We start from the raw sequence: 26886 nt of genomic DNA, 5'->3' as shown, positions 1-26886 counted from the left end.
AAATTTGATGCAAAACTAATACCTTTTGATTGAATAAGAATAAGGCTGTCATACAATTTTTACTTCGTTTTTTTACTGTATATATAACGCTAACTGTCTTGTATAGTTTGTATTTAAATAGTGCCCAAGAAACTAATAGTTTTTTTGGTTGCGCCCCTATAACAAAAGTTGTTGCAGAACAGTCTAAATCTGTGGTTGAAGTCTTAGGTTATAACGTTGAACTTTCACAAAGTATAAACGAACTTTCTATATTGTTTACTATAAATCAAAGCTCCGTAGCAAAAATTGTTGAAGGTTGCACTGCTGTGAGTGTAATGATTTTGTTTTTGGCTTTTATTATTGCTTTTAAGGGCAATTATAAGAATACTGTTTTGTTCGGTATTATTGGATTGCTTATAATTTATGTAGCTAATATTTTAAGAATTGCAATATTGGCAATTGGTATTTATCACTACCCTGAATATTCTGATTTTTTACATGGTGTTGTTTTTCCAGGTATTATTTATGGAATGGTGTTTTTATTATGGGTAATATGGGTAAAGAAATATGCTATTAAATCTCAAAAGAAATGAGTGTTGTTTCAAGGATTGTAGGTGTGCTAGGGGCTGTATTATTGCTAGTTTTAATTAGGGCATTTGCTGCCAATCTATTTTATGATCCCTTTATTATTTACTTTAAAAATGAATTTTTGCAAGGAGGATTTCCGGAAGTTGATTTGCCAAAATTGGTAATGTCTCTTTTTTTACGATTTGCATTAAATACTGGAATTTCACTGCTAGTTATTTATTATGCTTTTTTGGATTTGGATTTGGTGAAGTTTTCTATGAAAGTATTTCTTTTATGCTTTTTAATTTTATCAACCATATTCGTTGTTTTGGTGTCAACAAAATTTTCTTCAGGATACTTATTTCCATTTTATATTCGTAGAATATTAATTCATCCAATTTTATTATTGCTTCTGCTGCCGGCATTTTATTTTCAAAAAAGGTAAAACAGTAACAGGATTAACTTTAACATTTTATTTTAGTTTGATTGCGTATTTTTGTTGCATCGTGAAAAAAGTGATATCTAAAATAGGAGCAATGTTAATGGGGCTAGTCGTGCTGTTTTCTAGTTTTTCTTATACTGTTAATACGCATTACTGTGGAGATACTATAGTTGATACTGCAATATTTGCCAAGGCAAAGTCTTGCTGCGGAATGGATATGAATCACGAATCTAAAAGTGAAGAAAATTCTTCTTCTACACATTGTGATGACAACGAAGCTATGCGTTGTAAAGATACTAAGCAAATAATAGATGGTAATGATATAGAGCAGCAAGCAGCTCAATCTGAGCAACTACCAGATGTTTATTTTTCTTTAGCTTTAGCCTATGTTTATACTGCTTTTGATGTTCAAAAAACAGAGGCCTCTAAAGAAATTACTTTTTATAAGCCTCCACTTCAGCAGGAAAACATAACAGTGTTATTTGAGAATTTTAGAATTTGATTCACACCTTTATTTAAAAGGTGAAGAATGAATTTGTAAAATTAAATCTCAAAAAATGAAAAATGTATATATATATCTAGTATATATGTTATTGCCAATGGGTCTCTTTTCACAATCTACTTTAAAGGGAATGGTAATGACAGAAGAAAATAGTAATGTAACTCCATTACCAGGAGCCAACGTGCATTGGCTCAATACCAATATTGGTTCTACTACCGATCTAGACGGTTTGTTCGAAATTGAATTGTCGCAAGAAAGTAGGGAGCTTGTTATTAGTTATGTGGGCTATCAAACAGATACCATTACAGTAGCAACACCTATTGAAATACATCATATTTTAAAACCACAGGGTCAGTTAGATGAAGTAACTATTCAGGCCAGAAAACGAACAAGTTTTGTGTCGTATACTGCAACGGCTAATGTATCTAAAATTACAAGTGAAGAGCTGTTAAAAGCAGCTTGTTGTAATTTATCAGAAAGTTTTGAAACCAATCCGTCGATTGATGTGAATTTCTCTGATGCCGTTACTGGAACAAAACAAATTAATATGTTAGGTTTAAACAGCCCTTATATATTAATAGCACAGGAAAATATACCAAATGTTCGTGGAGCTTCTCAAGCTTACGGATTAACATTTACTCCTGGTACTTGGGTTGAGAGTATCCAAATTACTAAAGGAGCTGGTAGTGTTGTAAATGGTTTTGAAAGTATTGCAGGGCAAATTAATGCTGAGTTGGTAAAGCCAGCAACTGATGATCAGTTATTTATTAATGCCTATGGTTCTTTAATGGGGCGTTTAGAATTAAATACACATTTTAATCATATTTTAAATGATAAATGGAGTACTGGTATTTATGTACATGGTAATCACAGATCATTAGAAGTAGATCAGAATGATGATGGCTTTTTAGATGTGCCTTTGGCAAATCAAATAAATGTGATGAACCGTTGGCAATACCAAAACCTTGATAAAGGTTGGGTTGGCTTTTTTAACGTGAGGTATATGGGCGATTCAAAACAGGCAGGTCAAGCGGATTTTAATCCTGATACAGATAAAATGACGACCAACGCTTGGGGGAGCGAAATAGATACCAGAAGATTTGACACAGCCCTAAAAATTGGTTATGTATATCCTGAGATTCCATACCAAAGTTGGGGGTTTCAAACAGCTTATAGTTTTCATGAGCAAGAAGCCTATTACGGATTAAGAACGTATGACATTACCCATAATAGTATGTATTCAAGTTTACTGTTTAACTCAATTATTGGAGATACTAGAAGTAAGTTTAAAACAGGGTTGACCTTTACATATGACAAATATGATGAGCTTGTGAATACTGCAAATTATGGTAGAGCAGAGAATAGTATTGGTGGATTTTTTGAATACTCTTTTGACAACGTAGATGATTTTAGTATTACAGTAGGTATTCGTGCCGATCAGCACAATGTGTTAGGATTTTTTGTAACGCCTAGACTGCATGTGCGCTATGCTCCTTGGGAAAAAGGTGTTTTAAGAGCTTCTGCTGGTAAAGGTAAAAGAAGTGCAAGTGTGTTTGCAGAAAATCAACAATTGTTTGCTTCTAACAGGGCTATCATGATTGAAAATACTGGTGATGGTGCATACGGATTGGATCCTGAAACGGCTTGGAATTATGGAGTTAGTTTTTTGCAGGGATTTAATTTGTTTGGTAGAAAAGGAGATGTGATTGTGGATTATTATCTAACAAATTTTACAAATCAAGTAGTTGTTGATTGGGAAAATCCACAAGAGATTAACTTTTATAATTTAGATGGAGATAGTAATGCTAATAGTTTTCAAGTAGAGTTGAGTTATGAGCCTTTTAATAGATTTGATGTGAAGACATCGTATAAATACTATGATATTACGACTGATTATAAATCAGGTAATTTAGAGAAGCCTTTAATTCCAAAGCATCGTTTTTTCGCAAATTTGGGATATCAAACAGAAATTAGAAATAATAGTAATTGGAAATTTGATGTTACTTATAATTGGGTTGGTGAGCAACGTTTTCCATTTACAGGAAGTAATCCTGAAGAATATCAAAAGCCCGAATACTCTGGAGTGCAAAACTTATTGAATTTTCAAGTTACCAAAGTTTTTTCTCCTAAATTTGAAATCTATGTGGGGGGTGAAAACATTACCAATACAACTCAAGACAATCCAATTGTGAGTGCAGACAACCCATTTGGACCTTACTTTGATAGTACTATGATTTATGCGCCAATTAATGGAGCTAATTATTATACAGGATTAAGATTTAAAATAAACTAAAATTAAAACAATGAAGAAATTATTAGTAATAGCGTTTGTATTTGCCATGTTAATGCCAGCAATGGCACAGAATAAAAATGCAAAAGTAGAATTTGAAGTGGCAGGAGTTTGCGGTATGTGTAAAAAGCGTATTGAAAAAGCTGCTTTAAGTGTAAAGGGTGTAAAGTTTGCGAGTTGGAGTGTAGAGAGCCATCAATTATCATTAATTATAGATGAGCGTAAAACTACTCCTATAGTAATCAAGCAAAAAATAGCTGAAGTTGGGCATAGTACTGCAGAAGTAGAAACTACAGAAAAAGCTTACGATGCGCTAGATCCTTGTTGTAAATACAACGACCCAGATGTAGTTAAGGACCATGAAAAACCAGGAGAACATTAAATAATTCAACCATGAAAAAAATAATATCAAGTGCATTAATAATTGTGGCTGTTAGTTTAACAAGCTGCTCTAAAGAGAAAAAAGAAGAGCATAAACATCCGCATGAGCATCAAACAGAAGAGGTAGCTGCTGCATATTATTGTCCTATGGAATGCGAAGGAGATAAAACATATGCAGATAAAGATGCAAAATGCCCAGTATGTAAAATGGATTTAGTTGAGAAAAAATCTGAAGAGCATGATGGTTATAAAAAAGAAGGTGAGGGTCATGATAATGAGCATAAACATTCTTAAGAATCGCATTGAAACTAAAAAACCCGCCTTTTAGGCGGGTTTTTTGTTTTATTGATTAAAGACATTACATCATCCCTGGCATACCACCACCCATTGGAGGCATTGCAGCAGCAGGAGCATCTTCTTTGATATCTACTAAGGCACATTCAGTTGTTAGAATCATACCAGAAACAGAAGCAGCATTTTCTAATGCTACACGAGTTACTTTCTTAGGATCAATAATTCCTGCTTCTAACATATTAACATATGTGTCAGATTTTGCATTGTATCCGTAATCACCTGAACCTTCTAGAACTTTAGATACTACAACAGAACCTTCTTTACCCGTATTTTCAACTATTTGACGTAATGGCTCTTCAATAGCTCTGTCAATAATTTTGATACCAGTTACTTCGTCTAAATTATCTGTAGTAATGCTTTCTAATGTTTCTTTAGATCTAACTAAAGCAACTCCACCGCCTGCAATAATACCTTCTTCAACAGCAGCTCTTGTTGCATGTAAAGCATCATCTACACGATCTTTCTTTTCTTTCATCTCAACCTCAGAAGCAGCGCCAACATATAAAACGGCAACTCCACCAGCCAACTTAGCTAAACGCTCTTGTAATTTCTCTTTATCGTAATCTGAAGTAGTGGTCTCAATTTGAGATTTGATTTGAGAAACTCTAGTTTTAATAGTATCTGCATCACCAGCACCATTTACAATTGTAGTGTTGTCTTTGTCGATAGTTACTCTTTCAGCAGTACCTAACATATCTAGAGTTGTTTTCTCTAAAGATAATCCTAGCTCTTCAGAAATCACGGTACCACCAGTTAAGATAGCGATATCTTGTAACATTGCTTTTCTACGATCTCCAAAACCTGGAGCCTTAACAGCAGCAATTTTTAATGCACCTCTTAACTTGTTCATTACCAAAGTAGCTAGAGCCTCACCTTCAACATCTTCTGCAATAATTAATAAAGGTTTACCGCTTTGAGCAACTGGCTCTAAAACAGGTAATAAATCTTTTAAATTAGAGATTTTCTTTTCGAATAATAAAATATACGGACTCTCTAAATCAACTAACATTTTATCAGTATTGGTAACGAAGTAAGGAGATAAATATCCTCTGTCAAACTGCATCCCTTCAACTACATCAACATACGTAGATGTACCTTTAGCTTCTTCTACAGTAATAACTCCTTCTTTACCAACTTTATCAAAAGCTTCAGCAATTAACTCACCAATAGTGTTGTCGTTATTTGCAGAAATAGAAGCTACTTGTTTTATTTTTTCGCTATTGCTACCTACTTCTTGAGTTTGCTCTTGTAAGTTCGCAACAATTGCTGTAACTGCTTTGTCAATACCGCGTTTCAAATCCATAGGATTTGCTCCAGCAGCAACATTTTTTAATCCTTCTTTTACGATTGCTTGTGCCAATACAGTTGCAGTTGTTGTACCGTCACCAGCTAAATCATTAGTTTTAGAAGCTACTTCTTTAACCATTTGAGCTCCCATGTTTTCTAATGCATCTTCTAACTCAATTTCTTTTGCTACCGATACACCATCTTTGGTTACAGCTGGCCCTCCAAAAGCTTTCCCGATAACTACATTTCTTCCTTTTGGTCCTAAGGTAACTTTTACTGCATTTGCCAATGCATCAACACCGCGTTTAAGTCCGTCGCGTGCTTCAATATCAAATTTAATATCTTTTGCCATGTCTTTTAATTTTTTTGATTAGATGATTGCGAAAATGTCGCTCTCTCTCATGATTAAATAATCTGTTCCTTCAAAGTTAAGTTCTGTTCCTGCGTATTTTCCGTATAAAACAGTATCGCCAACTTTAACAGTTAAAGGTTGGTCTTTAGTGCCATTTCCAGCAGCAACAACAGTTCCTCTTTGTGGTTTTTCTTTTGCAGAATCTGGTATGATAATACCGCTAGCAGTAGTTGTTTCAGCTGGAGCAGGCTCTACAAGAACTCTGTCAGCTAAAGGTTGTATTTTCACGTTACTCATAGTTGAATAATTTTAAATTATAATTCGTTATTACAGGTTGCCTTTTTTCCAAAAGTATGCCAAATGAAAATCTATGCCAAATGGTAAAAAAAAATGCCATCGTGTCATTACGATGGCATTTTAATTGTAGAATTTTATTGATTATTGTACACTATCACCTTGAGTTGTTACAGGAACAGCATCATTTTCTTCTGTAGTGAAATCTTGAACCTCTCTTTCATCAAGAGTGTTCTGAATTGTAGTGTCATCTTGTAAGTTGTTACCTCTAGGAGCAACAATGTTAGATGATAAGATTAATGCTAATAATACAATAGATAGCGTCCAAGTACTTTTGTCTAAAAAGTTAGTTGTACTCTGTACACCACCTCCTAAAGATTGCGCTCCTCCGCCACCTCCAAAAGAAGAAGATAACCCTCCGCCTTTTGGGTTTTGAACCATAATGATTAAAACAAGTAATACTGCAATTGCAATGATTAAGATTAAAAAGATATTAAACATAATTATTTATTTTCTAAGATTTTGATCGCTTTAATTCGGTCTGCAAAGAAAGTACTTTTTTCTGGATATTTCAAACTTAATATTTCATAAGCTTTTATCGCGTTTTTGAACTTTTTTTGCTCTACATAAATCTGCGCTAAAGTTTCTGTCATTAAGCTGTTGTAGTCTGTTATTACATCTGCTTTATTAGCTGGTTGTATACCATCTTTTTTAACCGGGGAAATTTTAGGATTATTAGCTATAAAACGATCTATTAGGTCAAATTTACTCGGAGTTTTTACAACTGGTTTTTCGCGAACAACAGGTTTTATTTTACTTAATTGCAACCACTCATTAAATGAAAATACTTCTGCTTTGTTAAAGGTAAGAGGTTTGCCAATTTCTAAAGCCTCATGGGCTTCTTCAATTGTTTCTACTCCTACAACATCTATAGCATTAATACTATGCTGTTGAGCTGTTTTTTGAAACAGTGAAGAGGTAATTAAATCAAAAAGAACTGATCTATCACTAGTATACGCCGCTGTTGTTTTTAAACTTTGATTGTAATGTATGCTATTACTGTTTTTTAACCCTAATAGTTGTAAAGCTCTTGCAGACTGTAAAAAAGGGAATTCTTTAATCAATGCAACTAACTGCGTTTGTTGCTCTTCTGAAATATTATCAGGGTGTTGTAATAGATATGTATAGTCCGATACTGTCATTACCAGTTGGCCACAGATGCATTAAATATATCTTGAGTAATACGTTCTAAAATATCAGCAAAAGCATCTTGAAGAACACTACCAACTAACTGTGCATTTCCATCATAATCATGGTAATGTGTAAAGCGTTGCTCAAAGTTTTTATCCTCTTCATACTTATTGAAGTAACGCACATTAACTGTAACTGTCAATCTGTTTTGAGCGGCAGTTTGTTCTGCAGTTGCAGTCATTGGATTTATGCGGTACCCTACAATCTCTCCTTCAAAATGTATATCACCACCAGACTTTACCATGTCTAAATTGGTCTGACTAATAAAAATGTCTTGTAGGGCCAAGGTAAATGCCTGACTTAAAGTTGGTTCTATCAAAGGAGCATTGTTAGGAAAAAAGTCTACTTGAACTGTTTTCACTCTACTATCTAGAGTTACACCACCAAAAGTGTAGCAACTTTGGGTTGTAACTAATAGGGTAAATGCAAAAAAAGAGAATAAATATGTTCTTAGTCTTTTAGAGGTCATATTGTTTGATTTTTCGGTACAAGGTACGTTCAGATATACCCAATTCTTTAGCTGCTAATTTACGTTTTCCGTTGTTGCGTTCTAAAGATTTTTTAATTAATTCGAATTCTTTGTCCTGTAAAGATAGCGATTCGTGTTCTTCTACCGTTTCTGCAAAATCATAACTTGGAGTTTCGGTAGCATAATTCGTTTCTTTAGGATAAACTACTTCAACGTTTGTAGGTTCATTTTCTTTTGGAGCTTGATAGATCTTTTCAATTAAATGACGATTCTCTTCTTGAAATTGAGCACTGTTACCACTTTTCATTAACTCCATGGTTAGTTGCTCTAAGTTTTTGATGTCATTTCTCATGTCAAACAAAATCTTGTACATAATCTCACGTTCATTAGCGAAATCTGAACTCGACTTTTTGTCTTCGATTACAGAAGGTAAATTAGGGTTGTTGTAGATGGGTAAATACTGACGTAGTTTTTCTGCATCTACACTTCTATTTTCTTCAACTACAGATATTTGTTCGGCTATATTTCTTAACTGTCTAATATTACCAGGGAAATTGTAGCGTTGTAATAGTTGAATGGCATCATCTGTTAATCTGATAGTTGGCATTTTGTATTTCTGAGCAAAATCTGCAGCAAACTTTCTAAATAATAAATGGATATCTTCGTTTCTGCTGCGTAAAGGAGGGAGATCAATTTCTATAGTACTTAACCTGTAGTAAAGGTCTTCTCTAAACTTCCCTTTTTCAATAGCTTCTTGCATTTTTAGGTTAGTTGCAGCTACAATACGCACATCTGTTTTTTGCACCTTACTTGAACCTACTTTAATAAATTCACCATTTTCTAAAACACGCAATAAGCGAACTTGTGTGGTTAACGGTAATTCACCAACTTCGTCTAGAAAGATAGTTCCTCCATCTGCCACTTCAAAATATCCGCTTCTAGTTGAAGTAGCGCCAGTAAAAGCCCCTTTTTCATGACCGAATAATTCACTGTCGATGGTTCCTTCAGGTATAGCGCCACAGTTTACTGCAATATATTTCGAGTGCTTTCTATGCGAAAGTGCATGAATAATTCTAGGAATACTTTCCTTACCAACACCACTTTCACCTGTTACTAAAACGGATATATCAGTAGGAGCAACACGAGTGGCTTTTTCTAAAGCTCGGTTGAGGTAGGCATCGTTTCCAATAATGCCAAAACGTTGTTTAATGGCTTGTAATGATTCCATAGCTTAATTATTTGACGAGTACTCAACAGCAGTACCTATTAAGGTTGCCGATGTGCAATCTTCAATGTTTACATTTACAAATTCACCTAGTTTGTAATTTTCTTTAGGGAAAACTACTACAGTGTTTTGAGAGTTACGGCCTTTCCAATGCGCATCCGATTTTTTAGATGTTCCTTCAATTAATACCTCAACAGTTTTTCCAACAAATTGTTTCGTTCTAAAATAACCGTGCGCTTGCTGCAGCTGAATGATTTCATTTAATCTTCGCTTTTTAACATCCATTGGCACATCATCTGGCATTTTTTTAGCAGCAGGCGTTCCAGGACGCTCAGAATAAGCAAACATAAAACCGAAATCGTATTTAACATATTCCATCAGGCTCAAGGTGTCTTGGTGGTCTTGTTCAGTCTCCCCACAGAAACCAGCAATCATATCTTGACTTAAAGCACAATCAGGTACTATTTTACGCACATTGTCAATTAACTCAATATATTCTTCACGCGTGTGCTGACGGTTCATAGCTTTTAGCATATTTGTACTGCCACTTTGAACTGGTAAGTGAATGTATTTACAAATATTTTTATGCTTAGCCATAGCGTGCAACACGTTTAGGCTCATGTCTTGTGGATTAGAAGTTGAGAATCTGAATCGTGTTTTAGGAAAAGTAGTGGCACATAAATCAAGTAGCTGCGCAAAATCGATAGCCGTTGCTTGAGCAATAGCTGAGGCTTTCTTAAAGTCTTTTTTCAACCCACCTCCATACCAAAGGTAGCTATCTACATTTTGACCTAATAGAGTAACTTCTTTATAGTTATTATCTACTAATTCTTGAATTTCTTTTACGATACTTTGCGGATCTCTACTACGTTCTCTACCTCTAGTAAAAGGCACAACGCAAAATGTACACATATTATCACACCCTCTTGTAATAGATACAAATGCAGATACTCCATTGGTGTTTAATCTAACAGGAGATACATCGCCATAAGTTTCGTCTTTAGATAAAATTACATTTACAGCATCTCTACCAGCATAAATCTCTTCTAAAAGGTTTGGTAAATCTCTATACGCATCAGGACCAACAACAAGATCAACAATCTTTTCTTCTTCTAAAAATTTCTCTTTTAAACGTTCTGCCATACAACCTAAAACACCAACCTTCATTTGTGGATTGATTTTTTTAACTGCGTTGTATTTTTGTAAACGTTTTCTTACAGTTTGTTCTGCCTTTTCTCTAATTGAGCAAGTGTTCACTAAAACTAAATCTGCTTCTTCCATTTGAACTGTGGTATTAAAACCTTGTTCAGATAGAATAGATGCTACAATTTCACTGTCGTTTAAATTCATTTGACAGCCATAGCTTTCAATATATAGTTTACGCGTATTACCTGCTTTATTCTCAGTAATAAGTGCTTGTCCTTGCTTTTTTTCTTCAATTACATGTTCCGTTGCCATATCTAAAATTCTTGGTTTGCAAAGATACAACCAATTTCTGAAAAGCGTGACATATTGGCAGAAAATAGTAGATAGAACTTTGCCTTAGGAGTTTAAAAAAACACTTCTTAATTTGTATTAAAAAAAAACTATCTACATTTGCAATCCGAAAACTCCCAATGTATATAAAGGTATACAAGGGGTAAATTGAAATGATGTATGGCAAAGAATTTAGTTATAGTTGAGTCACCAGCAAAGGCAAAAACCATAGAGAAATTTTTAGGTAAAGATTTCCAAGTTGAATCTAGTTTTGGACATATTGCAGACTTACCTTCTAAAGAATTAGGGATTAATGTTGAAGGCGACTTTATGCCTAAATATAAAGTATCAACAGATAAAAAAGCTGTTGTTAAGAAACTTAAAGATATTGCAAAAAAAGTTGATACGGTTTGGTTGGCAAGTGATGAGGATCGAGAAGGAGAAGCTATTGCGTGGCACTTGTTTGAACAACTAAAACTAAAGCCTGAAAATACAAAACGTATTGTTTTCCACGAGATTACTAAAAAAGCTATTCTTAGAGCCGTAGAAAATCCACGTAGTATTAATTACAATTTAGTTAATGCCCAGCAAGCGCGAAGAGTACTAGACAGACTTGTAGGATATGAGTTGTCTCCAGTATTATGGCGTAAAGTTAAAGGTGGGCTTTCTGCAGGTAGAGTGCAATCTGTTGCTGTACGATTAATTGTAGAGCGTGAACGTGAGATACAAGCATTCAATCCGATTCCTTCTTTTAGAGTGGTTGCGGAGTTTACAAATGCTGATGGTAAAAAATTCAAAGCAAAGTTGCCTAAGAATTTTGAATCTAGAGAAGAGGCAGAGAACTTTTTATCAAGCTGTGCAGGCACAACATTTTCTATTGCTGATTTAAAGAAAACTCCAGCTAAAAAATCTCCTGCACCTCCATTTACAACATCTACATTACAGCAAGAGGCATCAAGAAAATTGTATTTTCCAGTTGCTAAAACCATGATGATGGCGCAGCGTTTATATGAGGCTGGTTTGATTACATATATGAGAACAGATAGTGTAAACTTATCTGATGATGCTATGAGTGCAGCGCAAGAAACTATTACAGATTTATACGGTGCTAAATACAGCAAGCCAAGAAGTTATACAAATAAATCAAAAGGAGCTCAAGAGGCGCACGAAGCGATTCGACCAACCAATTTGGAGCGTCAAGCAGTGTCTGTTGATTATGATCAAGATAGATTGTATGCACTAATTTGGAAGCGCACAGTTGCTTCTCAAATGAGTGATGCCCAATTAGAAAGAACAAATGTTCGTATTAAGAATACGAGCAATGATAAAATATTTACTGCTAATGGTGAAGTGATTTCTTTTGATGGATTTTTAAAAGTCTATTTAGAAGGAACAGATAATGAAGACGAAGAGCAAGAAGGAATGCTGCCCAAATTAGCAATTGGTGAGGAGGTAAATCAGCAGTATATAACAGCTACAGAAAGGTATTCTAAACCACCATACAGATATTCTGAAGCGGCACTTGTAAAACGTTTAGAAGAATTAGGTATTGGTAGACCTTCAACATTCGCCCCAACAATTTCTACTGTTCAACGACGTGGTTATATAGAAAAAGGAACAGTTGAAGGGGTTGAAAGAAACTACGAACAATTAACGCTAAAAGAAGGAAATGTTACTTCTACTACTTTAACTGAAAAGGTTGGTAGCGATAAAGGTAAATTGGTTCCAACGGATATAGGTAATATCGTTAACGACTTTTTAGTGGCGCATTTTACTACCATTTTAGATTATGGCTTTACAGCAAAAGTAGAGACAGAATTTGATGAGATTGCAGAGGGTAAAGAAGACTGGACCTCTATGATTAAAGATTTCTACACTGGATTTCATGATAGGGTAGAAGATGTAGCTGCAAATGCAGAGAGAGAGTCAGGTGAACGGATATTAGGAGTGCATCCAGAGTCTGGTAAAACTGTCTTAGTGCGCTTAGGTAAATTTGGGCCAATGGTTCAAATTGGAGATAGAGAAGATGAAGAAAAGCAATTTGCAAGTTTACAGGGTGATCAAACTTTGGGTACTATTTCAATAGAAGAGGCTCTTGATTTATTTTTATTACCAAAGAGTGTTGGTTCATATGAGAATGAAGAAGTGATTATTTCTAACGGTAGATTTGGACCCTATGTTCGATTTGGAAAAATGTTTGTTTCCTTGCCTAAAGATGAAAACCCTTTATCAGTTGATTTAGATAGAGCTATAGAATTAATCGAGGCGAAGAGAGAAGCAGATGCACCTATTGCAGAATATGAAAATTTACCTGTGCAAAAGGGTGTTGGTAGATTTGGACCTTTTATAAAATGGAACAATACTTTTATCAATGTCAATAAAAAATACAATTTTGATAACCTAAGCTATGATGATATTGTTGAATTAATAGAAACTAAAAAACAAAAAGATATTGAGAAAATCGTCCATAACTGGGAAGATGAAGGAATTAGAGTGGAAAAAGCCCGATGGGGACGTTTTAATATCATTCAAGGAAAGGTAAAAATTGAATTGCCAAAGACAACAAAAGTAGCAGAAATGTCTTTAGAAGAGGTGAAAGATATTATTGCTAAAAAAGCTCCAAAGAAGAAAACCACTAGAAAAAAAGTGTCCAAAAAGAAATAAATTCTTACTTTGCAGAGCTTTTAAACCCCTAAAAAGACAAATAAACATTATGAACCCCGACTTCTTGACTCCTGTTGATGATGCGGTTTTTGCACATGCTATGTTGCAATCTGATCAGACTCTAGGACATCATATAGCCATACATTCGCAGCAAAATGGATTGCCTGATTTAAAGGGGGTGCGTGTTGCTATTGTTGGTGTTCAAGAAGGGCGTAAGGCAATAGATAATGAGGATACGGGTTCTACCTTTGCTCCAATAAGAAAAGCGCTGTACCAATTATACCCTGGCAGTTGGGCCACAACAATCGCGGATATAGGAAATATACAGCAAGGGAATACAGTAGAAGATACTTATTTTGCTGTAAAAGATACGTTGAGCAGTTTATTAAAACAGCATATTTTGCCAATTGTAATTGGTGGAGGTCAAGATTTAACCTATGCTAATTATAGAGCTTACGATATACTCGAGCAAACTGTTAATCTTGTTTGTGTTGATAGTAAATTTAATTTCGGATCTATACAAGATGGAGTAACATCAGAATCCTTTATGAGTAGTATTATTATGGATAAACCAAACAATTTATTCAATTACTGCAATATTGGATTTCAAACTTTTTTTAATTCTCAAGAAGAAATAGATCTAATAAATGATTTGTTTTTTGAAGCCTACAGACTAGGTGAAGTTGCTAATCAAATAGAATTGGTAGAGCCAATTATGAGAGATGCAGATATCGTATCTATAGATATTAGTGCAGTAAGAAACAGTGAAGCGCCTGCAAATAATAATGCATCACCAAATGGATTTTATGGAGAAGATTTATGCGCAATTGGACGCTATGCTGGCATAAGCGATAAAGTTTCTTCTTTCGGAGTTTATGAATACAATGCCAAATACGATCAAAAGAGTCAAACAGCACAATTAATTGCTCAAACCATTTGGTATTTTATTGAAGGAGTGAATTGTAGAGCAAATGATTATCCATTTGGAACAAGAGATCAGTATCAGAAATTTATGGTTCCAATAGATGATGACGTTCTTAATTTTTACAAGAGTGATAAGAGCGGAAGATGGTGGTTAGAAATTAATTTTAAAAAGAATAATAAATACCAAAGACATTCGTTAATACCATGTACCTATCAGGATTATTTGAACGCAAATGAACAGGAAATACCAGAGAGGTGGTTTAAAACAATGAAGAAGGTGGTGTGATAAAAAGCAATAAATAAAGTAAAATTTTGAATTGCTATTAAAAAAATAATTTATAGGTTTACGCGAATTTAGAAGAGATACATTTTAACTATGAGAAAATTATCATTGTTTATACTGTTAGCAACCTTTATGATTAGTTGTGGTAAAAGCGACAAAGGAGAGCTAGTGGGTGTAAAAACCAAAAGTCAGTGGCATGCTGAAAAACCGTTTGGAATGACTTTAATTCCTGGTGGTTCTTTTACCATGGGTAAACAAGATGAAGATGTTTCTGGAGCATTAAATACCCCAACAAGAACTGTAACAGTGCGTCCGTTTTATATGGATGAAACAGAAATTACCAATAGCGAGTATAAAGAATTCGTGCATTGGGTTCGTGATTCAATTGCGCGTACTCAATTGGCTCTTTTAGCAGATTTGTACTCTGATCCAAATGATCCAGCTGCTCCTTTAGCTGCATATCAGTTTAAAGCAGCTGATACTGCAAATGCATCTGTATACGAAAAGTATATGATGGATACATACGGTAGTTTAGGAAATGTAAACTCTCCAACGCAAGGTCGTTTTTTAAATTGGGAAGAAGACCTGATTTGGGATAAAAATGATTTTCCAGATGAATACTATACTGAGGTAATGGTTGATTCTATGTATTTACCAATAGAAGAAAGTTTTGATGGAAGAAGAATGTTAGATGTAACCAGATTAAAATATACGTACTCTTGGTTAGATAGAGAATCTGCGGCAAGAGATAGAGGTAATAGAAGTGATTATATTAAGCATGAAGTTGTTGAAGTATATCCAGACACTACAGTATGGGTGAAAGACTTTATGTATTCTTATAACGACCCAATGCATCAAGACTATTTTTACCACCAAGCTTATGCAGATTATCCTGTAGTTGGTGTTACTTGGGGGCAAGCAAAAGCGTTTTGTAGCTGGAGAACTAAAAAGAAAAACGATTATTTAAGTACTAAGAAAAACGTAGTAAGAGTTCCTGCATTTAGATTGGCAACTGAGTCTGAGTGGGAATATGCAGCTCGTGGTGGTCTAGACTATGGTAAGTTTCCGTGGGGTGGTCCATATGCTACAAGCGACAGAGGATGTTTCTTAGCTAACTTTAAGCCTAGTAGAGGTGATTACGCAGTTGATGGTGCGTTGTACACGGTAGAGGCAAAATCCTACAATCCAAATGATTATGGATTGTATAATATGGCTGGTAATGTGTCGGAATGGACGAATACCGCCTACAACGAAGCTTCATTCTATTTAGGTTCAACTATGAACCCGAATGTAGAAGATAGAGAGAATAAAAGAAAGGTAATCAGAGGAGGCTCATGGAAAGATGTGGCTTATTTCTTGGAAGTAAGTACAAGAGACTACGAGTATGCTGATACAGCAAGAAGCTATGTGGGCTTTAGAACTGTGCAAGATTATCTTGGAACTAACCTTAATCCTTAAATTAAACCCCACTAATCATTTAAAACTAAAATTATTATGGCACAATCAAAATCGACAAAGAAGATCTTTAATATGGCTTACGGACTAGGAGCTGCAATTGTAATCTTAGGAGCCTTATTTAAAATATTACACTGGAAATTTGGTAACGAAATGCTTATGATCGGTATGATAGTAGAAGCATTGGTATTCGCAATTTCTGCATTTGAACCAGTTGAAGACGAATTAGACTGGACGAAAGTTTACCCAGAATTATCTGGAGGAAAAGCTAAAGAGAAAGGTGATGTTCAAGGAATGTTATCTCAAAAATTAGACGATATGTTGCAAGAAGCAAAATTAGATGCAGGTTTAATGAAAAGTTTAGGAGATTCAATTCAAAACTTTAAAGGTGCTGCAGAAAATATTGCTCCTGCTGTAGATTCTATTGCTGCTACAAATAAATATAGTGAGCAACTATCTTTAGCTGCCTCTCAAATGGAGTCTTTAAATAGTTTATACCAAGTACAATTAGAAGGTGCTTCTCGTCAAGCAGAAATTAATAAAGAAGCTGCTGAAAATGCTGGTAAGTTAAAAGAGCAAATGGAATCATTAGCTACTAACTTATCTTCACTAAATGGCGTTTATGGCGGAATGTTATCTGCTATGTCTAAGAATTAATTCAAATTTAGTCTAACCATTAACCCTAAAAAGAATTAATTATGGCAGGAGGAAAACTATCACCAAGGCAGAAGATGATTAATCTGATGTACTTAGTCTTCATTGCAATGATGGCAATGCAGATGTCTAAAGAAGTACTTACAGCCTTTGGTATTATAAATGAGCGCTTGGTTACTTTTAATGAAAATCAAGTAGTAAAGAATGAAGCTAGCTTAGCTAGTTTAGCACTTAAAGCAAGTGAGCAACCAGATAAATTTGGTGATGAGCTTGAGAAGGCAGAGCAAATCAAGGCTTTGTCAGCTGAGTTATATACGGCAATAGATACTGTTAAAGCAAAAGTTTTAGAAGGTATTGAAGAAGAAGATTTGAAGAATTACGAGGCAATGGATAAATCTGACAACTTAGATATATACTTTTTCCAAAAAGGTTCAATAACTGAGGATGGTCAAGCCTTTTTAGATGCAATTGCTAAATATCGTGATGGGGTTACTTCTATTTTAGGAGACGAATTTGCTGCTGAAGCAAAATCTGTAAATGAGTATTTTGCCACAGATGATGTTACGGATTCAGAAGGTGTTACAAAAACATGGATTGATTATAATTTTGTAGGCTTTCCAGCGGTAGCTTCTTTAACAAAATTAAGTGTAATGCAATCTGATGTGCGTTCAGCGGAGCGTAACATTTTAAATGCTATGTTAGGTGGTCAGTTAGCTACAGATGCAAGTGTAAGTGCTAACACTTATCAAACAATTTTTATTCCAGAGAAACCAACATTCTTCCCTGGAGAGCGTGTTAAAGGTGAGATTGTATTAGGTCGTTATGATGCTTCTTTAAAACCAAAAGATGTTATTGTTAATGGTCGTTCGGTTGACGGTAGACAAAATGGAGCTGCTTATTTAGACATTACTGCAGGTAATGTTGGAGAAAATTCTATAAAAGGTAAGTTTACTTTTATGCAGGATGGTGAAGAAGTAGAAATTCCTATTGATACTAAGTACACGGTTGTAGGTAAACCAAGTGACGCAGTTATTTCTGCAGATAAAATGAATGTGGTATACCGTGGATTGCCGAATCCTATGACCATTTCTGTACCAGGTGTAGCTGATAAAGATGTAACTGCAAATGCAGCTGGTTTAAAGAAGGCAGCAGGTTTAGGTAAGTATATGATGACACCGAGTACAGGTAGAGAAGTAAAGATCAATGTATCTTTTAAATTACCTGATGGTTCAACAGAAGCAAGTCAAAAAACCTATAGAATCAAAGACATACCTACACCAATGGCTACGGTAAGAAAAGAAGCAGGATTGGTTAAAATGTCTAAAGCGAGTTTAGAAAAAACAACAGTACGTGTTGAATTGCCAGATTTCTTATTCGACTTAGATTTTAAAATTCAAAGTTTTAAGATTAAGGTTCCTGGTCAAGCAACCATTACTGTTAATGGTAATAAATTAAATGCTCAAGCTCAGGCAGCTGTAAAGCGTGCAAGGGTGGGTGATTTAGTTGCTATTTTTGACGTTAAATCAAGTATTGTTGGTATTAGTACAAATTTAAAAGTGCCAAATGCCTTACCAGTAAATATTGAGATTCAATAAAAGAAATACATTATGAAGATGAATTGGACGCGTTTAGTTTTAGTATGTAGTACTGTGTTTTTTACAGCAACTATTTCAGCGCAAACAAATTTGTTAAATGCTGCAACGCCAGATGAAATTGGCAAAAAGACAGAAGAGCAGTTGGCAGCGGATAATGACAAACCATTAGCTTATGGCTATATAGATGACAGAGATATGTTATGGTCGAAAGTGGTTTGGGAGTATATTGATTTGAACGAGCGTTTAAATCTTCCGTACTACTATCCAGTTCATGAAAATAGCACTTCTGCAAATAGAAAATCTTTATACAAAACTTTATTAGATGCTATTGCAGATGATGATATAACAGAAGTGTATGACGATTCTTATTTTACGAATAAATTAACGAAAGCGGAAATTGATGCTAAGTTATTTAGAGTAGATACAACAGAAGCTGGTATTAGAGAATTGAATGCAGATCCAAATGCGAATATTGAGGAGTATATCGAAAAAGTGGAAATCACTTCTAGAGATATTGAGGCCTTCAAAATAAAAGGGGTTTGGTATATAGACAAACGTCAAGGTGAAATGAAGTACCGTTTATTGGCAATTGCGCCAATTGCTCAAGATGTTCAAACAAAAGGACGTCAGGAGTTGGTGAATGCTACTGAAAAATTACCAATCTTTTGGGTTTGGTATCCAGGTGCACGTGATATAATGCATGATATGAAAGTGTTTAATGAAAAGAATTCTGCATATCCTATTTCTTTTGATCACATGTTAAATGCGCGTAGGTTTAACGCGATTATTTATCGGGAAGAGAATATCTATGGAAATAGAGATGTAGAGCAATATGTTAAAGGAAATGCTTTATTCCAAGTATTAGAATCTAATAGAATTAGAGAAACAATTAGAGACAAAGAGTTAGATCTTTGGAACTACTAATCTAAAAAAAAACTATAAAGAACCTCTTGAGACATCAAGAGGTTTTTTTGTGTTTTAACTTCAATAGAATTTAGTAAGTCAAATACCTATTTTTGTAAAATGAAAGTTGATTATATAGTTGTTGGATTGGGGTTGGCTGGAATTGCATTTACAAGAGAATTGAAAGCCAATAACAAATCTTTTATTGTTTTTGAGAATAACTCACAGTATTCGTCTGTTGTGGCTGGTGGAATGTATAATCCTATTATCCTAAAACGATTTACCGCTGTTTGGGATGCCCAACATCAATTGGATATTGCCTTGCCATTTTATGCAGAATTAGAACGTGACTTAAATACAACTTTTGATATTCCTGTTGGAGTTAAGCGTCTATTTACTTCTATAGAAGAACAGAACAATTGGTTTACGGCTTGCGATCATCCCGCTCTGCAAGACTATTTGGTTTCCAAAATAGATTCCTCACCATACCATGGAATTAATGCGCCCTTTGGCTATGGTACTGTTAATAAAACAGGACGTGTCGCCACAAAAAAGTTAATAGAAGCCTATACATTATATTTAAAAGATCTAGGAGTTTTAAATAATGAATCTTTTGATTACGAATTGTTGGAACACACAAAGGATACTGTACAATATGGTACTGTTAAAGCAAAAAGAATTGTTTTTTGTGAAGGATATGGTTTAAAGAAAAATCCATTTTTTGGTGATTTACCCCTCAATGAGGCCAAGGGTGAGTTGATTAAAATTAATGCACCAGAATTGGCTATAGACTTTGTGTTAAAGTCATCGGTGTTTATTATGCCTTTAGAAAAGGATGAATTCTTGGTTGGGGCTACCTTTAATTGGAAAGACAAGACCAACAAACCAACAGCAGAAGGTAAAGCAGAACTTCTTGAGAAATTGGATAAAATTATTAAGGTGCCTTATGAAGTTGTAGATCATGTTGCAGGCATTAGACCCACAGTAAAAGATAGAAGACCCTTACTAGGCATTCATCCAAAATACGAACATTTGGCTATTCTAAATGGTTTAGGCACACGTGGTGTAATGATTGCTCCAATGGCAGCAAAAGAGCTCTACAATTATTTAGAAGAGGGCACTTCCTTAAGGCCTATTTTAAATATTCAGAGGTTTCAAGATTGGGTTTTGGCAAATGCCTAAGCATCTTTGTTGTATTTTACAAAAATGTTTATCCAAATTAGACGAGACAATCGCATAGTTAAAGGAGTTAGTAAAACAATAGTTATAACTATAGCGATAAAACTGTTTAATAGTCCTAAGCCAACTCCTAAATGAGCAATAAGAAAGGTAATGATGGCCAACCCAACGGTTAATGCATAATTTACATACATAGCCCCGTAAAAGAAGGATGGTTCCATCATATAATTCAACCCACAATTTGGGCATGGACTATTTAATTTTAGAAGTTTTTTTAGTTTGAATAAAGAACCGTATTCAAAGAAATCACCTTCATGACATCTCGGACATTTATTGTTGAAAATACTGTACAATTTGCTTCCTTTTCCTAACATTCTTAATCTAAAAAATACCTTACTTTTGCAAAGGTAGTTTTAAAAATTTTGTTTAAAGTAAGAACACTAACATTTCATGTTAAATATTCATAACGTTACTGTTTCATTTTCTGGAGAAGATTTATTTTCTGGCATTACATTTCGATTAAATGCTGGAAATCGTGTAGGATTGGTTGGTAAAAATGGAGCAGGTAAATCTACCTTGCTAAAAGTTATTGCCGGAGATATAGAGTATGATGGAGGCACTATGGCTTTTGAAAGAGATATAAAAGTTGGTTTTTTAAGACAAGACATAGACTTTGTGTTTGGTCGCACCATCTTAGAAGAAGCCTATGAGGCATTTACAGAAATTAAAGAGGTAGAACGAACGCTTGAAAAAGTAAACGAAGAGCTTGCTACAAGAACAGATTATGAAAGTGATAGCTATACAGAGTTAATCAATCAAATGACGGATCTAACCCATCGTTTTGAGGTTATTGGTGGGTATAATTATCAAGGTAATACAGAAAAAATCTTACAAGGTTTAGGGTTTCAGCGCGAAGATTTTGATAAACTTACTGACACCTTTTCTGGTGGATGGCGTATGCGAATCGAATTGGCAAAACTCTTATTACAGAATAATGATATTTTATTATTGGATGAGCCAACAAACCACTTAGATATTGAATCGATTATTTGGTTAGAAGATTTCTTGAAAAATTATCCAGGTGCAGTAATGTTAGTATCACATGATAAGATGTTTTTAGATAATGTAACCAATCGAACTATTGAGATTTCTTTAGGTAAGATTTACGATTTTAAGCAGCCTTATTCAAAATACTTGACGTTGAGAAATGAGATTCGCGAGAAGCAATTGCAAGCTCAAAAAAATCAAGAAAGAGAAATCAAACATACAGAGCAACTAATTAATAAGTTTAGGGCCAAGGCTAATAAAGCATCTATGGCGCAATCTCTTATAAAGAAACTTGACAAAGTAGAGCGAATAGAAGTAGATGTTGAAGACAATGCGGTAATGAATGTACGTTTTCCACTTTCTATTCAACCGGGAAAAATAATTGTTGAAGCTGAGAATTTAGGGAAATCCTATGGTGATAAGCAAGTATTGCAAAATGTTGATTTATTAATCGAGCGAGGTAGTAAAATAGCTTTTGTAGGTCAAAATGGACAAGGTAAGTCCACTTTGGCAAAAATTTTAGTTGGCGAGATTGATCATACCGGACATTACAAGATTGGACATAATGTGCAATTGGGATATTTTGCTCAGAATCAATCAGAGTATCTAGATGGCGAAAAAACCATTTTGCAAATAATGGAAGATGCTGCTACTGATACTAATAGAGCTAAAGTTAGAGACATGCTTGGAGCCTTTTTATTTGGAGGAGACGATGTAGACAAAAAAGCAAAGGTATTATCTGGTGGAGAGCGAAATAGATTGGCACTGTGTAAATTATTATTACAGCCAATCAATACCCTAATAATGGATGAGCCTACCAATCACTTAGACATCGCTTCTAAAAATGTTTTGAAAAATGCATTAAAAGATTTTGAAGGTACCTTAATTGTTGTATCGCATGATAGGGAGTTTCTTCAAGGCTTAACAACTACCGTTTACGGATTTAAAGACAAAGAAATTAAAGAGTATTTAGGCGATATAGATTATTTCTTAGAAGAGCATAAATTAGAAAGTTTGCGTGAAGCTGAGAAAAGAACGGTTGTTGTAGATGAGAAAAAGGAAGTTTCAAACGCGAAAGAGCAAAGAGTTTTAGATAAAGAGCAAAAGAAATTGCAGAATAAATTGTCTAATCTCGAGAAGAAAATATCGCAATTAGAAAAAGAGATTATTGATTTAGATGCTCAGATTGCAGAAGACTTTGAAAAAGTAAATGAAGACCCAGAATTTTTTCTAAACTATCAAGCCAAAAAGGATTTATTAGATGAAGTGATGGAACAGTGGTCTGAATTAGATGATGCGATAAATGCTACAACCTGAAAATAGTATCATACAACCCATTATACTAGATGAGATATTTAACATAAATGTTGATATTTCTATTAAGAGAGACGATTTAATTCACCCTCAAATTTCAGGAAACAAATACCGAAAATTAAAGTATAACATTCTTAAAGCCGGTATTGAAGGTAAAACTACTTTACTAACATTTGGTGGTGCCTTTTCCAATCATATTGCCGCAGTTGCAGCAGTAGGTAAAGAATATGGATTGCAGACAGTTGGAATAATTAGGGGAGAAGAATTAGGGTTGGATTTAGAAACTACCCTAGCGAGTAATACAACTTTGCGTTATGCTCATACTTGCGGGATGCAATTTGAATTTATAAGTAGAACTGATTATAGAAATAAGCATGAACATTCCTTTCTAGAAATCATAGAAAAGAAATATCCGAATACTTATATAATACCTGAAGGAGGTACCAATGATTTAGCTGTAAAAGGATGTAGAGAAATTTTGGACGACAGAACTAAGGGGTTTGATATTATTTGTGCTCCAGTAGGAACTGGAGGCACGTTGTCTGGACTTATAGAAGGAGCTAACAAGTATCAAAAAGTGTTGGGTTTTCCTGCCTTAAAAGGAGATTTTTTATCCGAAGAAATTAAAAAGTTTACCACTAAAACTAATTGGCAATTAATTGGTGAATATCATTTTGGTGGTTATGCGAAAACATCAGAAGAATTAATTACATTTATCAATAGTTTTAAGAGAGAAACGGTAATTCCTTTAGACCCCATCTATACCGGTAAAATGATGTATGGATTGGTAGATATGATTAAAAAAGGCATGTTTGAAGAAGGAACCAACATATTGGTAATTCATACTGGTGGTTTGCAAGGAATTAAAGGTATGAATGCAATTTTAAAAAAGAAAAATAGTTTAATTATAGAAGAATAAAGTCAACTCCATGAAAATTAGATTACTAGGGCTTGTTTTATTGGCGCTTTTAGCTGGATCTTGTAAAAGTAAAAAAGTTAGAAAGTCAGAGAAAAAAACAACTAAAACAGAAGTTGTAACTCCTAAAGAGAAGAAAGAAGTAACTACAAAAAAGACGCCGCCTAAAACTTATAGTAATCCAAAATTAGCTTACATAGATCGCTATAAAGACATCGCCATGCAAGAAATGCGAACCTATAAAATTCCGGCTAGTATTACGCTTGCACAAGGTATATTAGAATCTTCTAGTGGACAAAGTCAATTAACAAGACGCTCAAATAATCATTTCGGTATCAAATGTCATAAAGGATGGACAGGTGGAAGGACCTATCATGACGACGATGAAAAAGGGGAGTGCTTTAGAGTATATAAAAAACCAGAAACATCTTTTAGAGATCATTCATTGTTTTTAGCAGAAAGAACACGTTACGCAGATTTATTTAAGTTGCGAATTACAGATTATAAAGGATGGGCAAAAGGGTTGCGAAAAGCAGGATATGCAACCGATAAAAAGTATCCTGAAAAGTTGATTCAAATTATAGAAGAGCATGAACTTTATCGATACGATAAGCAAGTACTTGGTAAAAAATATAAAAAAGTAGACTACCCAAAAGAACCAGCATACCATATTGTTGAAAAAGGAGATACGCTGTATAGTATTTCTAGACGTTATAATTTGTCTGTAGAACAATTGCAGTCTATAAACGGATTAGATAATGCAGTTATTAGTATTGGGCAAAAGTTGTATTTAAGTAATTAAAAAATCCCCTTGACATAATCGCCAAAGGGATTTTAAAACTAATTCTCAACGAATTTTACTAACTAACCTCTCTCTTTTCTGCGTTCTTGGTGGTGCTTCATTTTTTTATTGACCATCTTGGCTCTTTTATCGCGAAGCTCTTTCCACTGCGAATATTGTTCTTTGTTTAAAAAACTTTTCATTTGCTCTTGTATAGCAATTTGCTCGTCTAATCGCGCTATTCTAAAAGCGTGTTTCTCATCGTCGCTCATTGCTTTTAACTCTTCTTTTTTTCCACGCATTTCTGCTCTTTTCTTTGCCTGCTCAAGCGCAATCTTCTCAACTTTTTCTTGTTGAGCTGCGTTTAAATCTAGCTTTAAAGTCATTTCTTTTACTTGTAACTCTGCTGCTTGCTCAGGGGTTAAATCCATGCGTTGCTTTTTTTTCTCCTGTGCAACGCCACTTAATGTGATAAGTGTTACTAATACAAAAACTATTTTTTTCATTTTGTTGGTTTTTACAAATTATATACTTCTATGACTTGCTTCCATCTAAAAGGTTTAACTTTGGAAGAACTATTAAATCTTAAATTCTTGTTAAATGAAATTGAAACTACTTGCTTTGGGTTTTACAGCTTTATTAGTTGGATGTTCTCCAAATAACGAAACCAGAAAGCCTACCAAACAAACTACAGTAACTTACGATAATACAGAAATGCAACGTCTTCTAAATAAATATGTATCTGTTACCTTAACTACAGATATAACAAAATTATCCGATAACGAGCGTAAAATGTTACCCCTTCTTATTGATGCTGCTCATAGAATGAATGATCTTTTTTGGTATGAGGCCTATGGTGCTCAAAAAGATAGCTTATTGGCCTCTGCTGCTAATCCTGCAACAAAACAGTTTATAGAAATTAATTACGGCCCGTGGGATCGATTAAACAACAACGCTGTTTTTGTTGAAGGTGTTGCTTCTAAACCAGCCGGTGCTAATTATTATCCGGTTGATATGACGAAAGAAGAATTTGAAAATTCAAATCTTTCTAATAAAGAGAGTTTGTACACTTTTATCAGAAGAGACGCATCCGGAAATTTAAAAGCCATTCCATATCACGAACAATTTAAAGAAGAAGTAGCAGAAGTTTCAAAACTTTTAAAAGAAGCCTCTGAATTGGCCGAAGATGCTGGGTTAAAAAAGTATTTAGAATTACGTTCAGAAGCTTTGTTAGACGATAATTATCAACCTAGTGATTTAGCATGGATGGATATGAAAACAAATACACTTGATATTGTTATTGGTCCTATAGAAACATACGAAGATCAGTTGTTTGGTAATAAAGCTGCTCATGAGGGATATGTTTTAATTAAAGATCAAGAGTGGAGTGCAAAACTTGCTAAATTTAGCAAGTACTTACCAGAATTACAGAGAGGATTACCAGTTGATCAAGTTTATAAGGCTGAAACTCCGGGTACAGATTCTGATTTAAATGCCTATGATGTGGTGTATTATGCAGGCGATTGCAATTCTGGGTCAAAAACAATTGCAATTAACTTACCAAACGATGAAGAGGTGCAATTGGCTAAAGGTACAAGGAGGTTGCAATTAAAAAATGCAATGCGCGCTAAGTTTGATAAAATATTATTGCCAATCTCAGAGGTTCTGATAGATGAGAGTCAACGTCAGTATATTACTTTTGACGCCTTTTTTGCGAATACAATGTTTCATGAAGTAGCTCACGGATTGGGAATTAAGAACACTATAAATGGTGAAGGTACAGTAAGATCTGCTTTAAAAGAGCATGCAAGTGCATTAGAAGAAGGGAAGGCAGATATTTTAGGTCTGTATATGGTACAACAACTCGCTGCTAAAGGAGAGTTAGAAGAAGACTTTAAAAATAACATGGTCACTTTCTTAGCTGGTATTTTCCGTTCAGTGAGATTTGGAGCTTCTTCTGCGCATGGAAAAGCAAATATGATACGGTTTAATTTCTTTAAGGAAAAAGGAGCATTTACCAGAAATGCTGATGGTACTTATAAAGTGAACTTTGATAAAATGGAAACTGCTATGACAGAATTGTCAACGATTATTTTAACCTTACAAGGTAATGGTGATTACGATGGTGTGTCTGAATTAGTTGCCAAGAGCGGTGTTATTTCAGATGGATTACAAGCTGATTTAGATAGATTAGGTGCTGCTAATATTCCGGTAGATATTGTATTCGAACAAGGTGTTAAGGTTTTAGGATTGGAATAAAAATATGAAGTAAATGGATTAAAAAATCCTGCTCATAGCAGGA

At 34.5% G+C, this 26886-nt stretch carries 25 protein-coding genes and 1 pseudogene; 17 read left to right on the top strand and 9 right to left on the bottom strand.

Translation table 11 applies throughout. The features are described from left to right. Window positions 1-29: 29 nt before the first annotated feature. From xrtF to ACYQ5R_RS02200, 6 genes and pseudogenes are all read left to right on the top strand, one after another. Window positions 30-572 carry an exosortase family protein XrtF gene (gene xrtF / locus ACYQ5R_RS02225; protein ID WP_460189274.1) on the top strand — a complete coding sequence of 181 codons (543 nt, stop codon included), beginning with the start codon at window positions 30-32 and terminating at the stop codon, window positions 570-572. Then, complete coding sequence (locus tag ACYQ5R_RS02220; protein ID WP_460189273.1) at window positions 569-991, top strand: exosortase F system-associated membrane protein; 423 nt, start codon at window positions 569-571, stop codon at window positions 989-991. The genes xrtF and ACYQ5R_RS02220 overlap by 4 nt, the downstream gene beginning before the upstream one ends. A 61-nt stretch (window positions 992-1052) precedes the next feature. Then, entirely contained in the window at window positions 1053-1490 is a 438-nt protein-coding gene (locus tag ACYQ5R_RS02215; protein ID WP_460189272.1) for an HYC_CC_PP family protein, read from the top strand. 55 nt (window positions 1491-1545) lie between these two features. Beyond that, the gene (locus ACYQ5R_RS02210) at window positions 1546-3783 is read left to right on the top strand and encodes a TonB-dependent receptor (RefSeq protein WP_460189271.1); all 2238 of its coding nucleotides are present in this window, start codon (window positions 1546-1548) and stop codon (window positions 3781-3783) included. Window positions 3784-3793: 10 nt separating this feature from the next. Next, window positions 3794-4162 carry a heavy-metal-associated domain-containing protein gene (locus ACYQ5R_RS02205; RefSeq protein ID WP_460189270.1) on the top strand — a complete coding sequence of 123 codons (369 nt, stop codon included), beginning with the start codon at window positions 3794-3796 and terminating at the stop codon, window positions 4160-4162. 134 nt (window positions 4163-4296) lie between these two features. Beyond that, window positions 4297-4386, top strand: a pseudogene (locus ACYQ5R_RS02200) (heavy metal-binding domain-containing protein); the annotation flags it as partial. 133 nt (window positions 4387-4519) lie between these two features. Here the strand turns inward: ACYQ5R_RS02200 and groL are convergent. The 7 genes from groL to miaB form a co-directional block, all read right to left on the bottom strand. Then, entirely contained in the window at window positions 4520-6154 is a 1635-nt protein-coding gene (gene groL, locus ACYQ5R_RS02195) for a chaperonin GroEL (protein ID WP_460189269.1), read from the bottom strand. Between the two features lie 18 nt (window positions 6155-6172). Continuing rightward, complete coding sequence (locus tag ACYQ5R_RS02190) at window positions 6173-6451, bottom strand: co-chaperone GroES (RefSeq protein ID WP_460189268.1); 279 nt, start codon at window positions 6449-6451, stop codon at window positions 6173-6175. 141 nt (window positions 6452-6592) lie between these two features. Further along, complete coding sequence (gene secG, locus ACYQ5R_RS02185; protein WP_460189748.1) at window positions 6593-6955, bottom strand: preprotein translocase subunit SecG; 363 nt, start codon at window positions 6953-6955, stop codon at window positions 6593-6595. Next, entirely contained in the window at window positions 6952-7650 is a 699-nt protein-coding gene (locus ACYQ5R_RS02180; RefSeq protein WP_460189267.1) for a hypothetical protein, read from the bottom strand. Before ACYQ5R_RS02180 ends, secG begins: the two co-directional genes overlap by 4 nt. Continuing rightward, window positions 7650-8168, bottom strand: coding sequence for an LptE family protein (locus tag ACYQ5R_RS02175; RefSeq protein ID WP_460189266.1), 519 nt, complete (start codon window positions 8166-8168; stop codon window positions 7650-7652). The genes ACYQ5R_RS02180 and ACYQ5R_RS02175 overlap by 1 nt, the downstream gene beginning before the upstream one ends. Next, the gene (locus tag ACYQ5R_RS02170; protein WP_460189265.1) at window positions 8158-9396 is read right to left on the bottom strand and encodes a sigma-54 interaction domain-containing protein; all 1239 of its coding nucleotides are present in this window, start codon (window positions 9394-9396) and stop codon (window positions 8158-8160) included. The genes ACYQ5R_RS02175 and ACYQ5R_RS02170 overlap by 11 nt, the downstream gene beginning before the upstream one ends. 3 nt (window positions 9397-9399) lie before the next feature. Beyond that, window positions 9400-10851 (bottom strand): tRNA (N6-isopentenyl adenosine(37)-C2)-methylthiotransferase MiaB, encoded by a 1452-nt coding sequence (miaB, locus tag ACYQ5R_RS02165; protein ID WP_460189264.1) that lies wholly within the window; start codon window positions 10849-10851, stop codon window positions 9400-9402. A 198-nt stretch (window positions 10852-11049) separates the two neighbouring features. On the opposite strand from miaB, the gene topA reads away from it, so the two are divergent. The 7 genes from topA to ACYQ5R_RS02130 all read left to right on the top strand — a co-directional run bounded on the left by topA (window position 11050) and on the right by ACYQ5R_RS02130 (window position 20529). Beyond that, a complete protein-coding gene (gene topA / locus ACYQ5R_RS02160) occupies window positions 11050-13533 on the top strand; it encodes a type I DNA topoisomerase (RefSeq protein WP_460189263.1) in 2484 nt (827 codons plus the stop codon). A gap of 49 nt (window positions 13534-13582) precedes the next feature. Further along, window positions 13583-14743, top strand: coding sequence for a formimidoylglutamase (locus ACYQ5R_RS02155; protein WP_460189262.1), 1161 nt, complete (start codon window positions 13583-13585; stop codon window positions 14741-14743). A gap of 90 nt (window positions 14744-14833) precedes the next feature. Then, on the top strand, window positions 14834-16198 hold the full coding sequence (gene porK / locus ACYQ5R_RS02150) for a T9SS ring complex lipoprotein PorK/GldK (RefSeq protein WP_460189261.1): 1365 nt from the start codon (window positions 14834-14836) through the stop codon (window positions 16196-16198). Between the two features lie 36 nt (window positions 16199-16234). After that, window positions 16235-16852, top strand: coding sequence for a type IX secretion system motor protein PorL/GldL (gene porL, locus ACYQ5R_RS02145; protein ID WP_460189260.1), 618 nt, complete (start codon window positions 16235-16237; stop codon window positions 16850-16852). A 41-nt stretch (window positions 16853-16893) separates the two neighbouring features. After that, the gene (gene porM, locus ACYQ5R_RS02140) at window positions 16894-18444 is read left to right on the top strand and encodes a type IX secretion system motor protein PorM/GldM (RefSeq protein ID WP_460189259.1); all 1551 of its coding nucleotides are present in this window, start codon (window positions 16894-16896) and stop codon (window positions 18442-18444) included. A 12-nt stretch (window positions 18445-18456) separates the two neighbouring features. After that, window positions 18457-19368 carry a type IX secretion system ring subunit PorN/GldN gene (porN, locus tag ACYQ5R_RS02135; protein WP_460189258.1) on the top strand — a complete coding sequence of 304 codons (912 nt, stop codon included), beginning with the start codon at window positions 18457-18459 and terminating at the stop codon, window positions 19366-19368. Window positions 19369-19467: 99 nt separating this feature from the next. After that, entirely contained in the window at window positions 19468-20529 is a 1062-nt protein-coding gene (locus ACYQ5R_RS02130; RefSeq protein WP_460189257.1) for an NAD(P)/FAD-dependent oxidoreductase, read from the top strand. Here the strand turns inward: ACYQ5R_RS02130 and ACYQ5R_RS02125 are convergent. Next, window positions 20526-20900, bottom strand: coding sequence for a DUF983 domain-containing protein (locus tag ACYQ5R_RS02125; RefSeq protein ID WP_460189256.1), 375 nt, complete (start codon window positions 20898-20900; stop codon window positions 20526-20528). The two genes, ACYQ5R_RS02130 and ACYQ5R_RS02125, sit on opposite strands and share 4 nt — an antisense overlap. 76 nt (window positions 20901-20976) lie before the next feature. Here ACYQ5R_RS02125 and ACYQ5R_RS02120 point away from each other — a divergent pair, with 76 nt between their 5' ends. The 3 genes from ACYQ5R_RS02120 to ACYQ5R_RS02110 are packed head-to-tail and all read left to right on the top strand — an operon-like array spanning window position 20977 to window position 24605. Further along, a complete protein-coding gene (locus tag ACYQ5R_RS02120; RefSeq protein WP_460189255.1) occupies window positions 20977-22890 on the top strand; it encodes an ABC-F family ATP-binding cassette domain-containing protein in 1914 nt (637 codons plus the stop codon). Further along, window positions 22877-23806: a 1-aminocyclopropane-1-carboxylate deaminase/D-cysteine desulfhydrase gene (locus tag ACYQ5R_RS02115; RefSeq protein WP_460189254.1), complete on the top strand. Its 930-nt coding sequence runs from the start codon at window positions 22877-22879 to the stop codon at window positions 23804-23806. The genes ACYQ5R_RS02120 and ACYQ5R_RS02115 overlap by 14 nt, the downstream gene beginning before the upstream one ends. A gap of 10 nt (window positions 23807-23816) precedes the next feature. Further along, complete coding sequence (locus ACYQ5R_RS02110) at window positions 23817-24605, top strand: glucosaminidase domain-containing protein (RefSeq protein ID WP_460189253.1); 789 nt, start codon at window positions 23817-23819, stop codon at window positions 24603-24605. Window positions 24606-24667: 62 nt separating this feature from the next. On the opposite strand, the gene ACYQ5R_RS02105 is transcribed toward ACYQ5R_RS02110, so the two are convergent. Next, the gene (locus ACYQ5R_RS02105) at window positions 24668-25090 is read right to left on the bottom strand and encodes a hypothetical protein (RefSeq protein WP_460189252.1); all 423 of its coding nucleotides are present in this window, start codon (window positions 25088-25090) and stop codon (window positions 24668-24670) included. A gap of 94 nt (window positions 25091-25184) precedes the next feature. Here ACYQ5R_RS02105 and ACYQ5R_RS02100 point away from each other — a divergent pair, with 94 nt between their 5' ends. After that, a complete protein-coding gene (locus ACYQ5R_RS02100) occupies window positions 25185-26843 on the top strand; it encodes a dipeptidyl-peptidase 3 family protein (protein ID WP_460189251.1) in 1659 nt (552 codons plus the stop codon). Window positions 26844-26886: the final 43 nt, after the last annotated feature.

Source organism: Urechidicola sp. KH5 (assembly GCF_054661455.1).
The sequence above is the reverse complement of the archived record's forward strand: the minus strand, read 5'-3'. Positions and strand labels throughout refer to the sequence as shown.

What these genes read in the sequence shown, in the direction of transcription:
- ACYQ5R_RS02155 (WP_460189262.1), top strand. Translation starts at nt 13,583, where the DNA reads ATGAACCCCGACTTCTTGACTCCTGTTGATGATGCGGTTTTTGCACAT.
- ACYQ5R_RS02130 (WP_460189257.1), top strand. Translation starts at nt 19,468, where the DNA reads ATGAAAGTTGATTATATAGTTGTTGGATTGGGGTTGGCTGGAATTGCA.
- porK (WP_460189261.1), top strand. Translation starts at nt 14,834, where the DNA reads ATGAGAAAATTATCATTGTTTATACTGTTAGCAACCTTTATGATTAGT.
- ACYQ5R_RS02170 (WP_460189265.1), bottom strand. Translation starts at nt 9,396, where the DNA reads ATGGAATCATTACAAGCCATTAAACAACGTTTTGGCATTATTGGAAAC.
- miaB (WP_460189264.1), bottom strand. Translation starts at nt 10,851, where the DNA reads ATGGCAACGGAACATGTAATTGAAGAAAAAAAGCAAGGACAAGCACTT.
- ACYQ5R_RS02125 (WP_460189256.1), bottom strand. Translation starts at nt 20,900, where the DNA reads ATGTTAGGAAAAGGAAGCAAATTGTACAGTATTTTCAACAATAAATGT.
- ACYQ5R_RS02115 (WP_460189254.1), top strand. Translation starts at nt 22,877, where the DNA reads ATGCTACAACCTGAAAATAGTATCATACAACCCATTATACTAGATGAG.
- porL (WP_460189260.1), top strand. Translation starts at nt 16,235, where the DNA reads ATGGCACAATCAAAATCGACAAAGAAGATCTTTAATATGGCTTACGGA.
- ACYQ5R_RS02210 (WP_460189271.1), top strand. Translation starts at nt 1,546, where the DNA reads ATGAAAAATGTATATATATATCTAGTATATATGTTATTGCCAATGGGT.
- ACYQ5R_RS02110 (WP_460189253.1), top strand. Translation starts at nt 23,817, where the DNA reads ATGAAAATTAGATTACTAGGGCTTGTTTTATTGGCGCTTTTAGCTGGA.
- ACYQ5R_RS02190 (WP_460189268.1), bottom strand. Translation starts at nt 6,451, where the DNA reads ATGAGTAACGTGAAAATACAACCTTTAGCTGACAGAGTTCTTGTAGAG.
- ACYQ5R_RS02220 (WP_460189273.1), top strand. Translation starts at nt 569, where the DNA reads ATGAGTGTTGTTTCAAGGATTGTAGGTGTGCTAGGGGCTGTATTATTG.
- topA (WP_460189263.1), top strand. Translation starts at nt 11,050, where the DNA reads ATGGCAAAGAATTTAGTTATAGTTGAGTCACCAGCAAAGGCAAAAACC.
- ACYQ5R_RS02175 (WP_460189266.1), bottom strand. Translation starts at nt 8,168, where the DNA reads ATGACCTCTAAAAGACTAAGAACATATTTATTCTCTTTTTTTGCATTT.
- ACYQ5R_RS02205 (WP_460189270.1), top strand. Translation starts at nt 3,794, where the DNA reads ATGAAGAAATTATTAGTAATAGCGTTTGTATTTGCCATGTTAATGCCA.
- ACYQ5R_RS02180 (WP_460189267.1), bottom strand. Translation starts at nt 7,650, where the DNA reads ATGACAGTATCGGACTATACATATCTATTACAACACCCTGATAATATT.
- ACYQ5R_RS02120 (WP_460189255.1), top strand. Translation starts at nt 20,977, where the DNA reads ATGTTAAATATTCATAACGTTACTGTTTCATTTTCTGGAGAAGATTTA.
- groL (WP_460189269.1), bottom strand. Translation starts at nt 6,154, where the DNA reads ATGGCAAAAGATATTAAATTTGATATTGAAGCACGCGACGGACTTAAA.
- ACYQ5R_RS02105 (WP_460189252.1), bottom strand. Translation starts at nt 25,090, where the DNA reads ATGAAAAAAATAGTTTTTGTATTAGTAACACTTATCACATTAAGTGGC.
- ACYQ5R_RS02100 (WP_460189251.1), top strand. Translation starts at nt 25,185, where the DNA reads ATGAAATTGAAACTACTTGCTTTGGGTTTTACAGCTTTATTAGTTGGA.
- porN (WP_460189258.1), top strand. Translation starts at nt 18,457, where the DNA reads ATGAAGATGAATTGGACGCGTTTAGTTTTAGTATGTAGTACTGTGTTT.
- porM (WP_460189259.1), top strand. Translation starts at nt 16,894, where the DNA reads ATGGCAGGAGGAAAACTATCACCAAGGCAGAAGATGATTAATCTGATG.